Here is a 15,464-nt window from a genome sequence, read left to right on the forward strand (position 1 = left end):
GGCGTGCCGAGCCGCTCACCGGCCCCTGAAGCTAATTCGGCGCCGGTGGTACGATCCGGCTATGACGGCTGTCACGCTGAATATCGAACCGCTCGATGCCACGTTCGGAGCGTGGGTGCACGACATCGAGCTCCGCTCCATCGACGACGCCACCTTCGAGGCCCTGCACGAGACGTGGCTCGAGTACGCGCTGCTGATCTTCTCCGATCAGTTCCTGACCAACGACGAGCAAGACGCGTTCGCCTTGCGCTTCGGCAACTTGGAGTTCAATGCGGCACCCATCTCGAACGTCGGCAAGGACGGCAAGGTCCACCACGAGTCCAGCGACGACCTCGTGAAGTCGCTGAAGGGCAACTGGGGCTGGCACCACGACAGCACCTACATGCCGCTGCAGGCCAAGGGCGCGGTGTTCACTGCCGAGCTGGTGCCCAAAGACGGGGCAGACACCGGCTGGGCCGACATGCGGGCGGCGTACGAGGTGCTGTCCGACGAAGACCGTGAGCTGGTGCACACCCTCGAGGCGCACCACTCGCTCTACTACAGCCAGGGCCGGGCGGGCCTGCTGCCGAAGAAGAAGGACGACGGCAGCTACGGCATGTACGGCTACCACGACCTGGACATTTCGGTTCGGCCGATGGTGAAATACCACCCCGACACCGGCCGTCCCAATCTGCTGATCGGCCGGCATGCGCACGACATCATCGGCATGGATCCAGACGAGTCGGTGGCACTGCTGGACCGGCTCAATCACGAGGCCTGCCAGCCGCCGCGCACCTACCAGCACGCGTGGACCGAGGGCGAGGCAGTGATCTGGGACAACCGTCGTCTCATGCACCAGGGTGTGCCGTTCGATATGTCCCAACCCCGCAAGATGTGGCATTCGCGCATCGCCGGCGAGCTCGAGACGGAGCTGGCGCTCAACCACACGGCCGAGACGGCGGGCTTCAAGCACGGCCGCGACGCCATCATGAACTCGGTTTCGTAGCCGGTCCGATACCTGCAACGAGAGGAACATCGTGGCTGCGTACGTCATCACGCGGGTCAACGTCACCGATCCGGACCAGTACGAGAAGTACAAGGCGCTCTCGCCCGCCGCTGTCGCTGAGAGCGGCGGGAAGTTCATCGTGCGCGGCGGCGATTCGGTGACGCTTGAAGGTCCTGACGAGAATCGCCGCATCGTGGTGCTGGAGTTCCCCGATGTCGACTCGGCGAAGAACTTCTACGACTCCGAGAAGTACCGCCACGCTCGCGACGTGAGGGCGGGTGCCGCCGAGTTTCAGATGGTGGTCGTCGAGGGCGTCTAGCGGGGCCGCCGCGGACGCCTACGTTCGGGTAGCGAGCACACAGGAGCAGGCAACATGGCGCGCACGTCGATCGAGATCGAGAGCTTCCAGCACGCGAATCCCATTCCGGCGGCCACGCGGATCGGGCCGCTGGTGGTGTCCAGCATCACGCCGCCGACCAACCCGGGAAGCCGCGACGTTCCAGACACGCTCGAGGAGCAGATCGACAACCTGTTCACCCACGTCGGCCAGATGCTCGAAGGCGCCGGCGCCACCTGGGACGACATGGCGAAGATGACGTTCTACGTCGCCGATCCGGCGGCGTCACGCCCGGCGCTGAACGGCCCGTGGCTGGAGCGCTTCCCCGACCCCGAGTCGCGCCCCGCTCGCCACAACATGAAGGTGGAGGGCGGCGGACCGGTGCAGATCTCCTGCACCTTCGTGGCCTACGTCGAAGACTGAGCTGCTGAGCTTCAGTTCTCGTCGTCAGGCAACCCCACACCGCTGTGTCACTCTTCGGGGTCTCCGACCCCGAAGCTGATCTGGCCGAGGGGGCCGAAGTCGGCGACGATGGCATCGCCGGGGCGGATCGTGCGAGCCCGGATGAACGAGCCCGACAAGATGGCGTGACCGGCCGACATCGTGACGCCGAACTCATGGAGCTTGCGGGCCAGCCAGGCCACCGAGTTGAGCGGGTTGCCCATGACGGCCGCGGCAGTGCCGGACTCTTCGAGGTCGCCGTTCAGGTACAGCGCACCGCCGATGTGGCGGATGTCGACGTCGGTGAGCTTGGTGGGGCGGCCGCCCACAATGATGAACCCGCATGAGGCGGCGTCGGCGATGCTGTCGGCCACGCCCGCCTGGGTGCTGCGCCGGTTGTAGCGCCGGTCCACCACCTCGATGGCGGGAAGGATGAAGTCGGTCGCCCGCATCACGTCGATGGCGTTGGTGTCGGGACCGCCGAGGTCGGATTTGAGCACGAACACGATTTCGATCTCCACCAGCGGGACGTTCAGGATCGAGGCGGGCACGATCGAGCCCTCGTCGAGGAACCAGTTGTCGAACAGCGTGCCGTAGTCGGGCTCGGTGGCACCCGATGTCGAACGCATGGCCTTCGAAGTCAGCCCCACCTTGTACCCCTTGACGACCCGGCCCGCTGCCACCTTGGCGTCGGTCACGTACTGGCCGATGGCGTACGCGTCGTCGTTGTCAGCGCCCGGGTAGGTGTCGGTGATCGGGTCGATCCGCTCGCGGGTGTTCTCGGCATGCAGCAACGCTGCAGCTGCTTCCCGCCGCTGCTCATCGGTCATCGCCATGTCGTGCTCCCCATGTCCAGCGCACCGGCGCGCCTCACGACCAGCCGGCCCGGTCAGCCGAGAACGCTAGAGCCTGCGCGGCCCCAGTCGTTCGCCGCTGCAGAACTCGGCGAACGTGCTGACAGGTCGGGCAGCCGCCACGAACGGGGCTTGGCTCATGCGAAGCCGAAGATCGGCGGGAAGGCGACCACGACGAGCGCAGCCCAGGCGGCGTAGATGCCGAAGTGGGCGGTCTGCCAGCGAACGATGTCGCCGAAGGGGCGCCGCCGGCGCCACAGCTCCAGATACAGCCACACGCTCCCGGCCAGGTTCACCAGGAAGATGACGTTGATGCCCGCGATGGCCGCCCGGTTCGGGCTCCAGCCGAAGTCCGCTATGCGCCCGACGACAGCAACCAGTGTCAAGACGCTGGTGAGCAGCCCCGCAGCGGCGAGCACCGTGGCAGCACCGTCGAAGAATCCCGGTCGATCACCCGGGCGCCTCGCGGCGCCGCAGAACAGCAGCAGGCCCACCACGAAGCCCAGCAACACGTTGAACAGGATGAGCGCCTCTCGATCGGCCTCGATGCTGCGGCCGGTCGCCGGCACCGCCACAAGAAACACCACCAGCATCGCCGCGAACAGGGGCGTGAATATGTACGCCAGCATCGAGGCGAATCTCGACACGGCACCCGCCCAGAAGTCGACGAGCCAGGCGGTCACCACAACGGCGCCGGCCGACCCGGCCACCATCACCCACTCGGTCATCCATCTCGTGTCGATGTCGAGGGCCACGAAGGCGCCGACGGTCAGGGCGCTGAACACCGCGCCCGCCAGCGCGATCAGCACGCCGTACACGAACCACTCGCCCGTGAATCGCACGTAGTCCATGCGCGGGCCAGCGAGCCTCCAGCGCTCTCCGGTCCGAGCGAGGCCGATGACCAGCCACAGCAGCACCGGCAGGTGCAGCGCGGCGAGCACGAACGTAGAGCTGTCGTCGTCCAACGGATAAGCGTTGATGACCGCCGCCGAGGCGGCGACGACAGCGCCGATCACGGCCGTCACCCAGAACGGCGGACGCTTCAGCCACACGAACCACCCCGCCAGCGCCGGCAACACGAGCAGGCTGAAGTTGCGCGCATAGAAGCTGGCGTCATCGGAGTCGGTCAGGCTGAATCCGAACGCCTCGGGCAGCCGCACAGCAATCGCTGCCGCGACCGCGAACGCTGCCATGATCCAGAATCCGCGTCGTCCGGCGCCACGCTCAGCGACGAATGATCCCGGTCCGGCGACAGTCGCGCTTGAGGTGGCCTCAGCATCAGCGTGCGTCGATTCGGGTTCATCCCACAGGCGTCCGAAACGCTCCCGGGCGAGAGCGCGCACTGCTGGATCGGTGGCAGCCAACCGTCGTGCCGCGACAAGCAACACCTCGTCAGCGGAGAGGCCCGCCGCCCGAAGCACCTCAGCTTCCGCTTGCAGAGCAACGTGCGCGACAGTCGGATCGACAGCCGGTGGATCGCCCGGCTCAGTCATGGCAGCTAGTAGGTGGCGTTGCCCCAGGTCTCGTCGAAGACGAGCTCCGACAACGGCAGCCGGTCGAGCTTGCGCGGGAACGGCGTCGACCGGTAGCCGACGGCGATATGGGCTGCCGTGGCCACGCCTTCGGGAATATCGAGCATCTCGGCGACCTGCGGCTCGTACATGCACAGCAGGGTGGTGAGCGCAGTGCCCAGGCCAGCCTCACGGCAGCCGAGCAGGAAGTTCTGCACAGCGGGGTAGATGGAGCCACCGCCTACGACGCTGAGCCGGCCCAGCTCGGTGTCGGTGGGATGCACCCCGTCGATGTACCCGCAGGCCACCACGATCACCGGCACCTCGGCGAAGTGCTCGGCGAAGTAGTCGGCGCTGTCGAGCAGCCGTTTCGCCTTGTCGCCGACGATCTCGATGTCGCCGCTGCGAGCCATGCCCAGGTAGGCCTTCCACGGCTCGAGGTACCACTCCTGCAGCTGCTGCTTCTTTGCCTCGTCGCGCACCACGATGAACCGCACCGGCTGGCGGTTGCCACCCTGCGGCGCGTGCCGCGCATAGTCGAACGCCTGCTCCAGCGTCGCGTCCGACACCGGATCCTTCGTGAAGTACCGCGTCGTCATCGACGTCAGTGCTGCCTCGCCAAGTTCCATGGTTTCCTCGCTCTCGTCGGGCCACCCCACCTCCGGCGCCAACCAGATCGAGCGTGACGGCGCAACAGTACCCACCGCCCACCGCGCGGGCGTCAGCATCTTCGACAGCTTCTACTGGGCAGTGCTGTCGCTGACCGCCGGCGCCGAGGGCTATCAGCCGCTCAGCTTCGGCGGCAAGCTGCTCAGCATCTTCATCGTGCTGATTGGCCTCGGCGTGGTCGCCGTGCCGTCAGGCCTGCTGGCCTCGGCGCTGTACAAGCACGACTCGCAAACCGCATGATGTCTGGGTCGAAAACCACTGGAGATTACCGAGATCCTCGGGCTAGACAGGACGCTGCGTCTCGCAATCGAAGGAGCCGACGTGGCTACGATGACCAGCATGGACCCCGAGGCAGCGGACGCTGAGTCCGAACAGCCGCCGGATCCGGCGCAGCACGCTGCGGCTGCGCTCGACGCTGAACTGCTCGCCAAGCTGGTAGCGCAGGCGGTCGCTGCCCAGAGCCGGCCGCGGCGTTCCGCACTGCTGACAGCGTTGGCGACCACCATCGTCGCAGGTCTCATCGCCGTGGCCGCAGCTGGCTACACCGCTTTGCGCGCCGACATCACCGCGCTGCACGCCGAGATCAACAACGTCGAAACAGGCCTCCGCGCCGAGATGCAGGATTTTCGAGCTGAAGTGAACGCGATCCTGCTGGATCACACGGACCGTCTCGCCCGCCTCGAAACGACCTCACAACAACACACCGAACAACTGACCCGCCTCGAAACCGTGACACAGCAACACACCGACCAGCTGAACCGCCTCGAGACCACCTCACAGCAGCACACAGACCAGCTGAACCGCCTCGAGACCACCTCACAGCAGCACACAGACCAGCTCACCCGCCTCGAATCCGCCTCACAGCTCAGCCCAACGGCCCAATAGGGCCCACCCAAGCGATCAGCAGGCGAGGTCAGCCGTGGCACTTCAGCAACGGATCGTCGCCATCGACTGCGAGACGACCGGCTTCAGCCGGCACGACCGGATCGTTGAGTTCGCGGCTGTCGAAGTTGACGTCGGCACCGGACAGGTGGTGGACGAGATCGACACCCTCATCAACCCCGAACGTGATGTGGGTCCGGTGGATGTGCACGGCGTCACTGCATCGATGGTCTCGGCAGCCCCGACCTTCGAGGAAGTGGCAGGGGCGCTAGGCCGGCGACTGCAAGGGGCGATCTTGGTGGCGCACAACTTGGCGTTCGATGCTCGGCTGCTGGGCCAAGAGTTTCAGCGCCTCGGGACAGCCTTCGATCCAGGTGCGGGCTATTGCACGTTGCGTGCGACATCACAGAAGCTCGGGTTGGCGTGCGAGAGCTTCGGCATCGCCCATGCCGACCAGCATCGTGCGCTGTCAGACGCACGAGCCACCGCACAACTGGCGTCACTGCTGCTCGACGACGATCCGCTGCCGCAGCACGGCACCGACACGTGCCGCATCGGCTACATCGAACAAGGCTCTCGACCCAGAACGCTCAGGCGCCCGGACGGCGCAGCAAGCACCAACGACATGGTGCGCATCGTGTCGCGTGCCCACTACCCCTTCTCGGACGAGGCGCTGTTGAGCTATCTCGACCTGCTCGACTGGGTGCTCGACGATCACGTCGTCACCGAAGCCGAGCGGCGCGAGCTGATCGAGACAGCACAAGACCTCGGCATCAACCAGCGCCAGATCGACCAAGCTCATCGTGCGTACTTCGACTCCATCGTCGCTGCAGCACAGCGCGACCACGTCATCACCCCTGACGAGCACGAACTGATGCAGCGCATCGCCCTCGCGCTGAACCTCACCGATGCGACGATTCCCGAGGTAACCGAGACTCAGCGGTCCGTCGACTTGGCGGAAGGCACCCGCGTCTGCTTCACCGGCACGGCAACCGTCGGAGGCGAGGCCGTCGGGCGAGATGTGCTGGAGCGGTTGGCAGCGCTGGCCGGGCTCGTCCCAGTCAGCTCGGTGACCAAGAAGAACTGCGACCTGCTGGTCACCGCCGACACATCGAGCAGCTCAGGCAAGGCTCGCAAAGCCCGCGACTACGGCATCCCAGTGCTGTCCGTCGCAGACTTCGTCGAACAGCTCGGGTGACGCGCTGGCACGGTGCCGATACGGCGGCGCGCCACCCACACGTCCAGTTCAGTGCAGTGCATCCCCGGGCGGCAACGGACGCCGGCCGACAGGGCGATCCCGGACAGCGCTGCTAATCGACGACGGCCATCGACAATGATTGCGATGCCGTAGTTCAACGACCCTTGCGCTAACTCAGCATCGCGATGACCTCGCGCTTGCCATCGTCTCCGAGCGGCCGGATGCCTTGGTCGAAGTCCCACACACCGGTGGTCGCGTCGAGGGCTTCGTACATGTGCAGTGCTACCTGGCGAACGCTGTCGAGGTTCGACGGCCAGTTGTGCTCGTCGGCGCATTCTCGAATCGCTTCCGAGTTGGCATCGAGGTGGCGCAGCCAGCGCTCGATCGCCACTGGGGCCAGCATCGAATCGGACTTGGTGCTGTTGACGCTGGGCGTCGTCATGAGGAAGTTCTCGACTTGCGAGAGGCGAGCTCGCGACCACGGCACCACATGGTCCAGCGAGCGTCCGGCCGCTCGCAATGACGTACCCGTAATGACGCAGCGCCCTTGCTGAATCTGGACGAGGCGCTCGCGCATGTTCGGAGGCGGCATGATCCGCTCGTGTCCGAATAGGTGGGAGTAGACGTCGTCGACTGGCAGATTGAGCGTCTCGTGGTTGATCCTCACCACCGCCTGGGCGAATCTAAATTCGACCAAAGGTCGCAGAATGCCGGCGAATCTCGTAAGACTCTCCGCGACTCCCGGCAGCAGCGTGAGCCCCGACTTGTTGGACTTCATTTCGTAAAGGAACGGATCGGGGTTACCAGGCAGTTGCTGGAGTAAGCGCACGGGGTTCTTCAACAGGGCCGCTCGGATCCGCGCAAGTGCCGTCTCCATTGCCTCCTCCCACTCCGAGTGCCAATCGAGGTGTTCGACGCTGCGCTTGGTGAATTCCAGCGGCTTGTCTTGGAGATCCCCGCGATGGCGCTCGGTCAGCAGGGTTCTGAGTCTGTGGACTTCCTGCATGACGGTCGTGTCATCCGCAGTCGTGCCATCGTCGCGTTTCTTGCGTGCGGAACTCTGACGCAGCATGACTCCTTGATACGGACGCGCATGCTCCCAGTGGATCTCGAGGTAGCGCTCCGCTACTTGGGTTCGGGAGATGGTGGCGGTGTCACCGTCAAGCGTCGGCGCCAAGTCGAGCAAGGCAAGCAGCAGACCGAGTTTGTTGGTGCCGGTCATCGCAGCGCGGTCGAGTATCTCCAGCACGCCCTGAATGGGGTCCAGCCGAACTGACCGACCCGTGCCGTCCAAACTCACCCGGCCGACGGTAGTGCCAGCCGTTCGGGTTCGTAGCGAGTGTGGCGCTCAAGTGTCAGCGCAGGTGCCCAAGTCCGGCGTCGTAGAGCGCTTTGTCGGCGCGGAACAGCCGGTTCGAGCGGCGTTCGTACAAAGCACTGCCCTTCGCACCCAAGGTGCTTGGGAAGTGGTCGCCGGTAAGTTCGCCGTACAGATGCTTCGCCTGCTCGTATTCCCGCAGCAGCGCTTCGGCGTCGGGGGTGGTGGTCTCCATGCCCCCAATCTGGCACAGCTGGCAGCACATCTGGGTGGACGTAACTGCTCACGAGCCAAGACTTGTTGCCGCGGTGTGGCGGTGTCACTCAGACCGGCACGACCTCGGTCGCGGTTCGTGACAGCGCGAGGCCCCGGTGACTACTGGCCTTCTGCCTCGGTCGGCCAGCGGAAGCCCCAGTCGAACTCGATATCCAAGACCAAGTTGACTGTCTCAGAATCCTGAACCACAACGACAAACACCACCGTCGCGGGCGGAAAGACCGCTGTCGGCCGAACAACGAGCGTGCGGACGCGTTCATCAGCGGGGTCAACAATGTGCGCGTAGTGCCACGCGAACGACAATTCCGTGGCGAGCACGGGCCAGTAGCCCGACTCGAACTCGAAGCGTGCGGGACGAGAGCCGTCCGCAGAGCGCTCGACTGCGAATGTGATCGCAAGGCGCCGCTCGAAGCGGGCGCTGCGTTCGACTCGGGCAGCGATGGGTTCCTGAGTCACCCCGGCAGATGGCCGGCATCCGCTGCGACAGCGCGCGCCCGGGAGCGCTCAGACTCTGTGGGCGGGCGGGGGTCGATGATGGACGACTCGTAGCGGAGGATTTGGTGCCAACCGACTGTGCGCCATCCGAACGACTGCTGGCCGACGAACTGCAAGCACTCCGCAGCAGACATGCCAGAGAACTGCTTGACGGACATGTCGAGCATCTTGAGGTCGTCCTGGTCGAACAGCGGCTTGGGCGAGCGTCGGGCCACGAGCATGGTCTCGTTGCCGGCGCTCAGCGTCGCCCGCCGCTCTCGTACCGCGGCACCGCAGTCGACGAGACGGTCCTCGGCGGCCTCCAGCCCGATCGGCGCCGGGCCGTCGGGCGTCTTGAAGTAGGCCGCACCCGTCACCGACCGGTGACGAACCCTGAAGCTCTCAAAGTCGGCCCACCACAACATCGTGCCCAGCTTCGCGGTGCAGCGGCCTGCGTAGTCGTCCTCACTGCGGCAGGCAACGTGGAGCAGTGCCTCGGCAAGTCGCTCGTCGTTGCGCGGTGCCGCCGGTAAACCATGGCGAGACACATCAGAGAGATCTGGTCCCGACATGCCGTCCTCCTTGCGCTGCAGCCATCCTGCCAGAGCAACCAGCGATCCGGCGTGACATTTTCTGAAGCTGCAGCGTGGTGGTGTCGCCCGGTGCCCGCGCATACAGTGGGTGTCGCCGAATGGTCCGGTTAGTAGGCGTGAGCCGAATGCAACCGACATACCGCGGCGACGGGACCCCGGACCGCACGGGGTCCCTTTTTCTGTCCTGCACCCGGTAATGCGGCAATGCCGCTCTCCTAATGGAAAGTGAACGGTGCCGACCGGCGCGGCTGGAGCGATCGGTGCCGCCGGCTACCGGCTTGCGCGAGCATGGCGGGGCATTGGCACGAGCGGAGGAGCACACGCATGCGGTTGAGCGAGATTTCGGCTGAGGACTTGACGGCGGAGCAGATGGCGGTGCTGGATGCCATCCGGGGCGGGCCTCGGGCCACCTCGGGGCGGGGGCCGAGGCTGCGCGGATTGGCCGGGCCGTACGGCGTGTGGGTGCGGGCACCCAGCGTGGGTATTGAGGCGCAGGCGCTCGGCGCCGCGGTGCGGTTCGCGTCGCCGCTGCCAGAGAGCGTCAAGGAAGCGGCCATCTGCACCGTCGGCGCCTTCTACCGGGCCAAATTCGAGTTTGCCGCGCACCGCACCCTCGGGCTCGAAGCCGGGCTCGACCCGGCCGACCTCGAAGCCCTGCGGGTCGGCGACACCCCCAGCTTCACCGGCGACGAAGCCACTGCCCACGCAGTCGCAGCCGAGCTGGTGCGCGACCACCGCATCAGCGACGCCACCTACGCCGCAGCGATCGACGCCTTCGGCGAGACGGGCCTCGTCGAGCTAGTCACCACCGTGGGCTACTACTGCTTGATCTCCGTCACGCTCAACGCGTTCGAGATCCCCCTCCCCGACGACTGGGACGACCCCTTCCCCGACTAGCCCACCAGCCTCCCAGCTCCCTTTCCCGGGGAATCAGCCGTCGAGGTAGCGACGTCGGCTCACAACTGCAGCGCCTCTGCGGCCACGGCTGCGCGTTGCTCATCGGTCATCGCGCCATCGGTCAGCAGGTGCACTGGCGCATCGAGCACTTCCTGGAGTTGGGCTTGCATGTCAGCGAGATCGAACAAGCTGGTGCCCTTGGGAACGGTAATGAGCAAGTCGATGTCACTGTCTGGGCCCGCTTCGCCGCGTGCGACCGAACCGAACAGGCGCACATTCGACACGCCCCAGCGGCCCAACACCTCCACGATCCGATGGCGGTTTCGCAGGACACCGCCGAGCGTCGGCCCAGACGCCCGGCTCCGGCTCTCGGCCAAGAAACGCTTGAGGCTCGCCTGCATGACCGCTGTCACTGACGGCGCGGCAGCCTGCTCAGCGATGTAGCTGTCGAGGGCAGCCTCCAGATCATCCGGAATCGTCACCGTTACGCGCCGCATGACCCCACGATACGGCGACCACGATTGGTCAGCATCACTTGATGCAATTGATGCAGCGTTGGATTGAGGATCGAAACCCTCAGGGCGCAGGCTTCCTGCGACGAAGCCCGACCTAGTGGTCGCGGCGCGCCTAGGTTCGGGGCGAGGCAGGTTGAAGTCGGCCTGAGGCGTGCTGGGAGGACGGGTGAGCGAGGCAACGGACGCTGAGGAACGAGAGGTGATGGACTGGCAGCGCTACGGCATCGCCGTACGGGAACTCGCGCAGATGGTTGCCGACGACGGCTACCGGCCCGACATGATCCTGGCGATCGCCCGGGGCGGGCTGTTCTGTGCCGGCTCGCTTGGTTACGCGCTCTCGGTCAAGAACATCTACGTCATGAACTGCGAGTACTACACCGGCGTCGACGAGCGCCTGCAGGTGCCGATCATGCTGCCGCCCACGCCCGACCTGGTCGACCACCGCGACTCAGACATCCTCATCGCCGACGACGTGGCCGATACCGGCCATACGCTCAAGCTGGTCTACGACTTCTGCCTGCCGCGGGTGCGCAGCGTCCGCACCGCGGTGCTGTACGAGAAGCCGTGGTCGACGGTCAACTGCGACTGGGTGTGGCGACGCACTGACCTGTGGATCAACTTCCCGTGGTCGACCGAGCCGCCCATCGTGACCGACGAGCAGGCCCGCTCCTGAGCTAGGCGCAACACCAGGCGCTGCGCTACGCGACCTCGCCGCAGTCGGCGCATTCGCCGTAGAGATCGAGGCTGTGGCGCAGCGGCGTGAAGCCCGCCTCGCCCGCAGCGCCAGTCAGTGCACGATCCACCTCGGCCTCGAGCGCACCGTCGATGCGCATGTCCTCGATCGTCCCGCACGACACGCAGATCAGGTGATGGTGATGTCCGAGCAGCGCTTCGGCGAGCTCGAAATGCGCACGGTCGCCGCCCGCGCTGATGCGAACCACGATGCCGCCCTCGCGAAGCGCTTCGAGGTTGCGATATGCAGAGCTCTGGGGCACCTCGGGAACGGTTGACACGATGTCGCGCAGCGTGAGCGGCCGTTGCGCCGACGCCAGCACCGTGACGAGGGCGCGCCGTCCTTCGGTGTAGCGATGCCCCGCCACCGCAAGCCGCTGCTTCACATCTTCGTGAAGCTGCTCGAGATCCTTCGGAGGCTCCATCCGGCTCTCCCGGTCAGATTCGCGAACGGACCAAGGAGGCGAGGCCCGGTCGCCCCCGGCGGTCACAGTTGTCGGGCGTGCTCATGGGAAGCATCGTGGTCATAGTCGTGGTGGTGACCGTGGTGGCTGCCCGCCGGCAAGAACTGTCCCTGGTGGGAGTGCGAGATAACACCGACGTTCGGGCCACAGCCGGGATCGCCCGCCTCACGGGCGTGGATGCTCTCCATGACGAACTCGTGCTCGGCGCCGTCACGGGCCACCACTTCGCCGCCGAAGGCCGCTGTCAGGTTCGCATCGGTCAGCACCTCATCGGGAGGCCCGTCGGCAAGCACCATCCCCTTCAGCAGCAGCACACGATCGCAGCGTCGTGCCTCTTGCAGGTGGTGCGTCGACATCACCACGAGATGCCCGGCTGCACGCTCAGCCTCGATCACCTCGAGAATGGTCGTCTGGCTCGGCAAGTCCAGGCCGGTGATCGGCTCGTCGAACAGCAAGCAGTCATATTCCGATGCGAGCACCATTGCCACCATGACTCGCTGGCGCTGACCGCCGGATAGCTCGCCGAAGGAACGCTGACGCAGGTGTGCAACGTCGAGCCGCTCGGCCGCAACACGAACCGCTTCCTTGTCGCTGCGACGAAACCGCTTCAGCAGTCCGCGACTGCGATAGCGCCCGATGGTCAGTACCTCTTGCACCGTCATCGGCATGAAGGGATGCGGCTGGTGGTGCTGGCACACGAACCCCACTCTGACGTCGCCAAGAGACTCCATTCGGCCCGACGTCGGGCGTTGCAGCCCGCTGAGCACCCGCAGCAAGGTGGTCTTGCCGCTCCCATTCGGACCCATGAGTGCGACCGACGACGCGCCCTCGAGCTTCAGATCGCCTGTTTCGAGCACATGGCAGGGCCCAAAAGAGACACGGACATCGTGGAGATGGAACAGGGCGCGCCTCACTTGGATTTCGCAGGTGGTTGGGTGCTCAAGCCTCGATAGGGTATCTGAAACTGATTCTCATTCTCAAAATCTGAAGTGAGGCTAGAGCACCAGCGGGGCTCTTCCACACCTGAATCGGAGCATAGAGGAGGCACCAATGACGGCCGAGGCTGGCGCGAATCAACGAAGGCGTCGACGGATCCGCAAGAGCGGATTGGTGGTGGCGGCTGCTGTGGCGCTGTTCGGTGCTGCATGCACGGGAACCGATGCCGAAACCGACGCGGCTGACGCGACAGATGCATCCTCGACAGTGCCATCGGTGGTCACTACGACGAGCATCTGGGGCGACGTGGTCAGCAACGTGGGCTGCGAGGACAGCGTCTCGGTAACCACCCTCATCCCGCAGGGCGGGGATCCGCACTCCTACGAGCCATCGTTGCGAGACCGCGAGACGATGGGCGCAGCCGATCTGGTGGTCGCGAACGGCCTGGGTCTCGAGGAGCGCATCGAGGACACCCTGGAAGCTGTCGCAGCCGAGGGCGTGCATGTGTTCGAGGTGGCGGAGCACATCGACACCATCGAGTTCGAGTTCAGCGGTGGGCACGACGACCACGGACACGACGACCACGACGAAATGGACGAGCACGGGCACGACGAAGAGGACGGGCACGACGACCACGACGAGGAAGACGGACACGGGCACGACGAAGAGGACGGGCACGACGACCACGACGAGGAAGACGGACACGACCACGACGAAGAGGACGGGCACGACGACCACGACGAGGAAGACGGACACGACCACGACGAAGAGGACGGGCACGACGACCACGACGAGGAAGACGGACACGACCACGACGAAGAGGACGGGCACGACGACCACGACGAAATGGACGAGCACGGGCACGACCACAGCGGTGGCGACCCCCACGTCTGGCTCGATCCGCAGCGCGTCGCCGGAGTGCTGGGCGAATTGGCCGACGAATTGATCCATGCCGGCGCCGATGCCGACACCGTCAACCGCTGCTTGGATTCCTACCGAGCGGCCTTGGAAGACACCGATGCCGAGGTCGCCGAGATTCTCGACGCAGTGCCTGCGGATCGCCGCATCCTGATCACCAACCACGATGCGTTCGGATACTTCGCCGACCGCTACGGCTTCGAGATCGTGGGCACCGTGATTCCCTCGCTCTCTACGGCAGCGGAGACCAACCCCGCCCTGCTGGAGGAGCTCGCCGAGATCATCGAGCACGAAGGCGTGCCCGCTGTGTTCTCGGAGACGACACACTCCGACGCCGATATCCAGGCCTTGGCAACCGCCGCAGGCAACATCAACGTGGTGCAGTTGCTCACTGGCAGCCTCGCGCCGGAGGGCGAAGACGGCGACACGCTGATCGGGATGCTGAGGTTCAACGCGCAAGCAATTGCGGACGCGCTGGGTTGAGTGACCTAGCGTTGCGACGACACCACCCCTGAACAGGGGCGAGCCGACCACCAGCCCATCAGGGGGATGACATGACGTTCCTCACCGATCCGGTGGGCTGGTGGATCGAGCCGTTCACCTCCAACCCGTTCATGACCAAGGCGCTGGCCGCGGGGCTGCTCGCGGTGCTGACCACCTCGATGGTGGGCACCTGGGTGGTGCTGCGAAGCCTGAACTTCCTCGGCGACGCCCTGGCGCACGGGGTGCTTCCCGGCATCGCGATTGCATTCATCGTGGGCTTCGACACGGGCCTCGGCGCACTGGCAGCGGCAATCGTGATGGTGAGCGCCATCTCGTTCATCCCGCGCATTTCGCCGCTCTCCGAGGACACCTCCATCGGCGTTCTGTTCGTGGGACTGCTGGCGCTCGCCGTGGTGATCATGTCGTCGGGGGCAGCCGCCGGCACCGGCGACATCGACCGCTTCCTGTTCGGCTCGATCACCGGGGTACAGAACACAGACCTCGTGCGCCAGGCGGTGCTTGCCGTGGTGGCTGTCGGCGGTGCAGTCGTCTTCTATCGGGCGTTCTTCGTGATGACGTTCTGCGAGGTACAAGCAGAGATGGCCCGGCTTCGCCCACGCCTCACCCACGGTGTACTCATGGCGTTGCTGGCCGTCACCATCGTGGGTTCATTCCAGGTAGTGGGAAGCCTGCTCGTCATGGCCTTTTTGATTGCCCCGCCAGCGACCGCCTCGATGTTCTTGCGGCGTGTGCCGCTCATCATGGTCGCAGCGGTGCTGATCGGAGCGGTGTCGGTCTATGTAGGGCTGCTGCTGAGCTACCACCATCGGCTCGCGGGCGGCGCAACGATGGCCCTGACGGCCGTCGCCATTCTCTTCGCGGCGATGCTGATCAGGGCGCTCGTGCACGCGCTGCGGCCGGCGCCGCCCGAGGACCAACTGCCTGTGCAGATGCTCGCTGACAGCCGCTGAGCGCCGGGGA

General features: G+C 65.6%; 20 protein-coding genes. 10 read left to right on the forward strand and 10 right to left on the reverse strand.

Features of this window, described 5'->3' with window-relative positions; genetic code table 11:
- Nucleotides 1–61 precede the first annotated feature (61 nt).
- Genes ACOGI8_RS12650 through ACOGI8_RS12660 form a run of 3 tightly spaced genes read left to right on the forward strand, consistent with a single transcriptional unit; the run spans nucleotide 62 to nucleotide 1,745 of the window.
- Nucleotides 62–985 (forward strand): TauD/TfdA dioxygenase family protein, encoded by a 924-nt coding sequence (locus ACOGI8_RS12650; RefSeq protein ID WP_419854155.1) that lies wholly within the window; start codon nucleotides 62–64, stop codon nucleotides 983–985.
- 31 nt (nucleotides 986–1,016) lie between these two features.
- On the forward strand, nucleotides 1,017–1,304 hold the full coding sequence (locus ACOGI8_RS12655; protein WP_419854156.1) for a DUF1330 domain-containing protein: 288 nt from the start codon (nucleotides 1,017–1,019) through the stop codon (nucleotides 1,302–1,304).
- 54 nt (nucleotides 1,305–1,358) lie between these two features.
- Nucleotides 1,359–1,745 carry a RidA family protein gene (locus tag ACOGI8_RS12660; protein ID WP_419854157.1) on the forward strand — a complete coding sequence of 129 codons (387 nt, stop codon included), beginning with the start codon at nucleotides 1,359–1,361 and terminating at the stop codon, nucleotides 1,743–1,745.
- 47 nt (nucleotides 1,746–1,792) lie between these two features.
- On the opposite strand, the gene ACOGI8_RS12665 is transcribed toward ACOGI8_RS12660, so the two are convergent.
- The 3 genes from ACOGI8_RS12665 to ACOGI8_RS12675 all read right to left on the reverse strand — a co-directional run bounded on the left by ACOGI8_RS12665 (nucleotide 1,793) and on the right by ACOGI8_RS12675 (nucleotide 4,757).
- Nucleotides 1,793–2,599 carry a 2-keto-4-pentenoate hydratase gene (locus ACOGI8_RS12665; protein WP_419854158.1) on the reverse strand — a complete coding sequence of 269 codons (807 nt, stop codon included), beginning with the start codon at nucleotides 2,597–2,599 and terminating at the stop codon, nucleotides 1,793–1,795.
- A gap of 155 nt (nucleotides 2,600–2,754) precedes the next feature.
- Entirely contained in the window at nucleotides 2,755–4,110 is a 1,356-nt protein-coding gene (locus ACOGI8_RS12670; protein ID WP_419854159.1) for a hypothetical protein, read from the reverse strand.
- A 5-nt stretch (nucleotides 4,111–4,115) separates the two neighbouring features.
- Nucleotides 4,116–4,757 carry a nitroreductase family protein gene (locus tag ACOGI8_RS12675; protein WP_419854160.1) on the reverse strand — a complete coding sequence of 214 codons (642 nt, stop codon included), beginning with the start codon at nucleotides 4,755–4,757 and terminating at the stop codon, nucleotides 4,116–4,118.
- On the opposite strand from ACOGI8_RS12675, the gene ACOGI8_RS12680 reads away from it, so the two are divergent.
- The 3 genes from ACOGI8_RS12680 to ACOGI8_RS12690 all read left to right on the forward strand — a co-directional run bounded on the left by ACOGI8_RS12680 (nucleotide 4,756) and on the right by ACOGI8_RS12690 (nucleotide 6,877).
- On the forward strand, nucleotides 4,756–5,037 hold the full coding sequence (locus tag ACOGI8_RS12680; RefSeq protein ID WP_419854161.1) for an ion channel: 282 nt from the start codon (nucleotides 4,756–4,758) through the stop codon (nucleotides 5,035–5,037). The two genes, ACOGI8_RS12675 and ACOGI8_RS12680, sit on opposite strands and share 2 nt — an antisense overlap.
- Nucleotides 5,038–5,136: 99 nt before the next feature.
- Nucleotides 5,137–5,682 carry a hypothetical protein gene (locus ACOGI8_RS12685; protein ID WP_419854162.1) on the forward strand — a complete coding sequence of 182 codons (546 nt, stop codon included), beginning with the start codon at nucleotides 5,137–5,139 and terminating at the stop codon, nucleotides 5,680–5,682.
- Between the two features lie 34 nt (nucleotides 5,683–5,716).
- Nucleotides 5,717–6,877, forward strand: coding sequence for an exonuclease domain-containing protein (locus tag ACOGI8_RS12690; protein ID WP_419854163.1), 1,161 nt, complete (start codon nucleotides 5,717–5,719; stop codon nucleotides 6,875–6,877).
- A gap of 169 nt (nucleotides 6,878–7,046) precedes the next feature.
- Here ACOGI8_RS12690 and ACOGI8_RS12695 read toward each other — a convergent pair whose 3' ends face one another.
- The 4 genes from ACOGI8_RS12695 to ACOGI8_RS12710 all read right to left on the reverse strand — a co-directional run bounded on the left by ACOGI8_RS12695 (nucleotide 7,047) and on the right by ACOGI8_RS12710 (nucleotide 9,517).
- A complete protein-coding gene (locus tag ACOGI8_RS12695) occupies nucleotides 7,047–8,177 on the reverse strand; it encodes an HNH endonuclease (protein ID WP_419854164.1) in 1,131 nt (376 codons plus the stop codon).
- Nucleotides 8,178–8,232: 55 nt separating this feature from the next.
- Nucleotides 8,233–8,430 carry a hypothetical protein gene (locus tag ACOGI8_RS12700; protein WP_419854165.1) on the reverse strand — a complete coding sequence of 66 codons (198 nt, stop codon included), beginning with the start codon at nucleotides 8,428–8,430 and terminating at the stop codon, nucleotides 8,233–8,235.
- A gap of 140 nt (nucleotides 8,431–8,570) precedes the next feature.
- Nucleotides 8,571–8,927: a hypothetical protein gene (locus ACOGI8_RS12705; RefSeq protein WP_419854166.1), complete on the reverse strand. Its 357-nt coding sequence runs from the start codon at nucleotides 8,925–8,927 to the stop codon at nucleotides 8,571–8,573.
- The gene (locus tag ACOGI8_RS12710; RefSeq protein WP_419854167.1) at nucleotides 8,924–9,517 is read right to left on the reverse strand and encodes a hypothetical protein; all 594 of its coding nucleotides are present in this window, start codon (nucleotides 9,515–9,517) and stop codon (nucleotides 8,924–8,926) included. Before ACOGI8_RS12710 ends, ACOGI8_RS12705 begins: the two co-directional genes overlap by 4 nt.
- 345 nt (nucleotides 9,518–9,862) lie before the next feature.
- Between ACOGI8_RS12710 and ACOGI8_RS12715 the strand changes: the two genes are divergently transcribed.
- Nucleotides 9,863–10,435, forward strand: a complete 573-nt coding sequence (locus ACOGI8_RS12715) for a carboxymuconolactone decarboxylase family protein (RefSeq protein WP_419854168.1) — start codon at nucleotides 9,863–9,865, stop codon at nucleotides 10,433–10,435.
- A gap of 59 nt (nucleotides 10,436–10,494) precedes the next feature.
- On the opposite strand, the gene ACOGI8_RS12720 is transcribed toward ACOGI8_RS12715, so the two are convergent.
- Nucleotides 10,495–10,932, reverse strand: coding sequence for a nucleotidyltransferase domain-containing protein (locus ACOGI8_RS12720; RefSeq protein WP_419854169.1), 438 nt, complete (start codon nucleotides 10,930–10,932; stop codon nucleotides 10,495–10,497).
- 220 nt (nucleotides 10,933–11,152) lie between these two features.
- Here ACOGI8_RS12720 and ACOGI8_RS12725 point away from each other — a divergent pair, with 220 nt between their 5' ends.
- Nucleotides 11,153–11,623, forward strand: a complete 471-nt coding sequence (locus tag ACOGI8_RS12725; RefSeq protein WP_419856409.1) for a phosphoribosyltransferase — start codon at nucleotides 11,153–11,155, stop codon at nucleotides 11,621–11,623.
- Nucleotides 11,624–11,648: 25 nt separating this feature from the next.
- Here ACOGI8_RS12725 and ACOGI8_RS12730 read toward each other — a convergent pair whose 3' ends face one another.
- Together ACOGI8_RS12730 and ACOGI8_RS12735 are read right to left on the reverse strand one after the other, a co-directional pair.
- A complete protein-coding gene (locus tag ACOGI8_RS12730; RefSeq protein ID WP_419854170.1) occupies nucleotides 11,649–12,107 on the reverse strand; it encodes a Fur family transcriptional regulator in 459 nt (152 codons plus the stop codon).
- 62 nt (nucleotides 12,108–12,169) lie between these two features.
- A complete protein-coding gene (locus ACOGI8_RS12735; RefSeq protein WP_419854171.1) occupies nucleotides 12,170–13,003 on the reverse strand; it encodes a metal ABC transporter ATP-binding protein in 834 nt (277 codons plus the stop codon).
- Nucleotides 13,004–13,196: 193 nt separating this feature from the next.
- Between ACOGI8_RS12735 and ACOGI8_RS12740 the strand changes: the two genes are divergently transcribed.
- Nucleotides 13,197–14,483: a metal ABC transporter solute-binding protein, Zn/Mn family gene (locus ACOGI8_RS12740; protein WP_419854172.1), complete on the forward strand. Its 1,287-nt coding sequence runs from the start codon at nucleotides 13,197–13,199 to the stop codon at nucleotides 14,481–14,483.
- Nucleotides 14,484–14,554: 71 nt separating this feature from the next.
- Entirely contained in the window at nucleotides 14,555–15,454 is a 900-nt protein-coding gene (locus tag ACOGI8_RS12745; protein ID WP_419854173.1) for a metal ABC transporter permease, read from the forward strand.
- Nucleotides 15,455–15,464: the final 10 nt, after the last annotated feature.

It is taken from the genome of Candidatus Poriferisodalis sp. (assembly GCF_965204195.1).
GTDB lineage: Bacteria > Actinomycetota > Acidimicrobiia > Acidimicrobiales > Poriferisodalaceae > Poriferisodalis.

Excerpts from the sequence above, each read along its gene's own strand:
- ACOGI8_RS12720 (WP_419854169.1), bottom strand. The coding sequence starts at position 10,932 with ATGCGGCGCGTAACGGTGACGATTCCGGATGATCTGGAGGCTGCCCTC.
- ACOGI8_RS12665 (WP_419854158.1), bottom strand. The coding sequence starts at position 2,599 with ATGGCGATGACCGATGAGCAGCGGCGGGAAGCAGCTGCAGCGTTGCTG.
- ACOGI8_RS12685 (WP_419854162.1), top strand. The coding sequence starts at position 5,137 with ATGGACCCCGAGGCAGCGGACGCTGAGTCCGAACAGCCGCCGGATCCG.
- ACOGI8_RS12740 (WP_419854172.1), top strand. The coding sequence starts at position 13,197 with ATGACGGCCGAGGCTGGCGCGAATCAACGAAGGCGTCGACGGATCCGC.
- ACOGI8_RS12725 (WP_419856409.1), top strand. The coding sequence starts at position 11,153 with ATGGACTGGCAGCGCTACGGCATCGCCGTACGGGAACTCGCGCAGATG.
- ACOGI8_RS12745 (WP_419854173.1), top strand. The coding sequence starts at position 14,555 with ATGACGTTCCTCACCGATCCGGTGGGCTGGTGGATCGAGCCGTTCACC.
- ACOGI8_RS12715 (WP_419854168.1), top strand. The coding sequence starts at position 9,863 with ATGCGGTTGAGCGAGATTTCGGCTGAGGACTTGACGGCGGAGCAGATG.
- ACOGI8_RS12730 (WP_419854170.1), bottom strand. The coding sequence starts at position 12,107 with ATGGAGCCTCCGAAGGATCTCGAGCAGCTTCACGAAGATGTGAAGCAG.
- ACOGI8_RS12710 (WP_419854167.1), bottom strand. The coding sequence starts at position 9,517 with ATGTCGGGACCAGATCTCTCTGATGTGTCTCGCCATGGTTTACCGGCG.
- ACOGI8_RS12680 (WP_419854161.1), top strand. The coding sequence starts at position 4,756 with ATGGTTTCCTCGCTCTCGTCGGGCCACCCCACCTCCGGCGCCAACCAG.
- ACOGI8_RS12660 (WP_419854157.1), top strand. The coding sequence starts at position 1,359 with ATGGCGCGCACGTCGATCGAGATCGAGAGCTTCCAGCACGCGAATCCC.
- ACOGI8_RS12670 (WP_419854159.1), bottom strand. The coding sequence starts at position 4,110 with ATGACTGAGCCGGGCGATCCACCGGCTGTCGATCCGACTGTCGCGCAC.
- ACOGI8_RS12700 (WP_419854165.1), bottom strand. The coding sequence starts at position 8,430 with ATGGAGACCACCACCCCCGACGCCGAAGCGCTGCTGCGGGAATACGAG.
- ACOGI8_RS12650 (WP_419854155.1), top strand. The coding sequence starts at position 62 with ATGACGGCTGTCACGCTGAATATCGAACCGCTCGATGCCACGTTCGGA.
- ACOGI8_RS12675 (WP_419854160.1), bottom strand. The coding sequence starts at position 4,757 with ATGGAACTTGGCGAGGCAGCACTGACGTCGATGACGACGCGGTACTTC.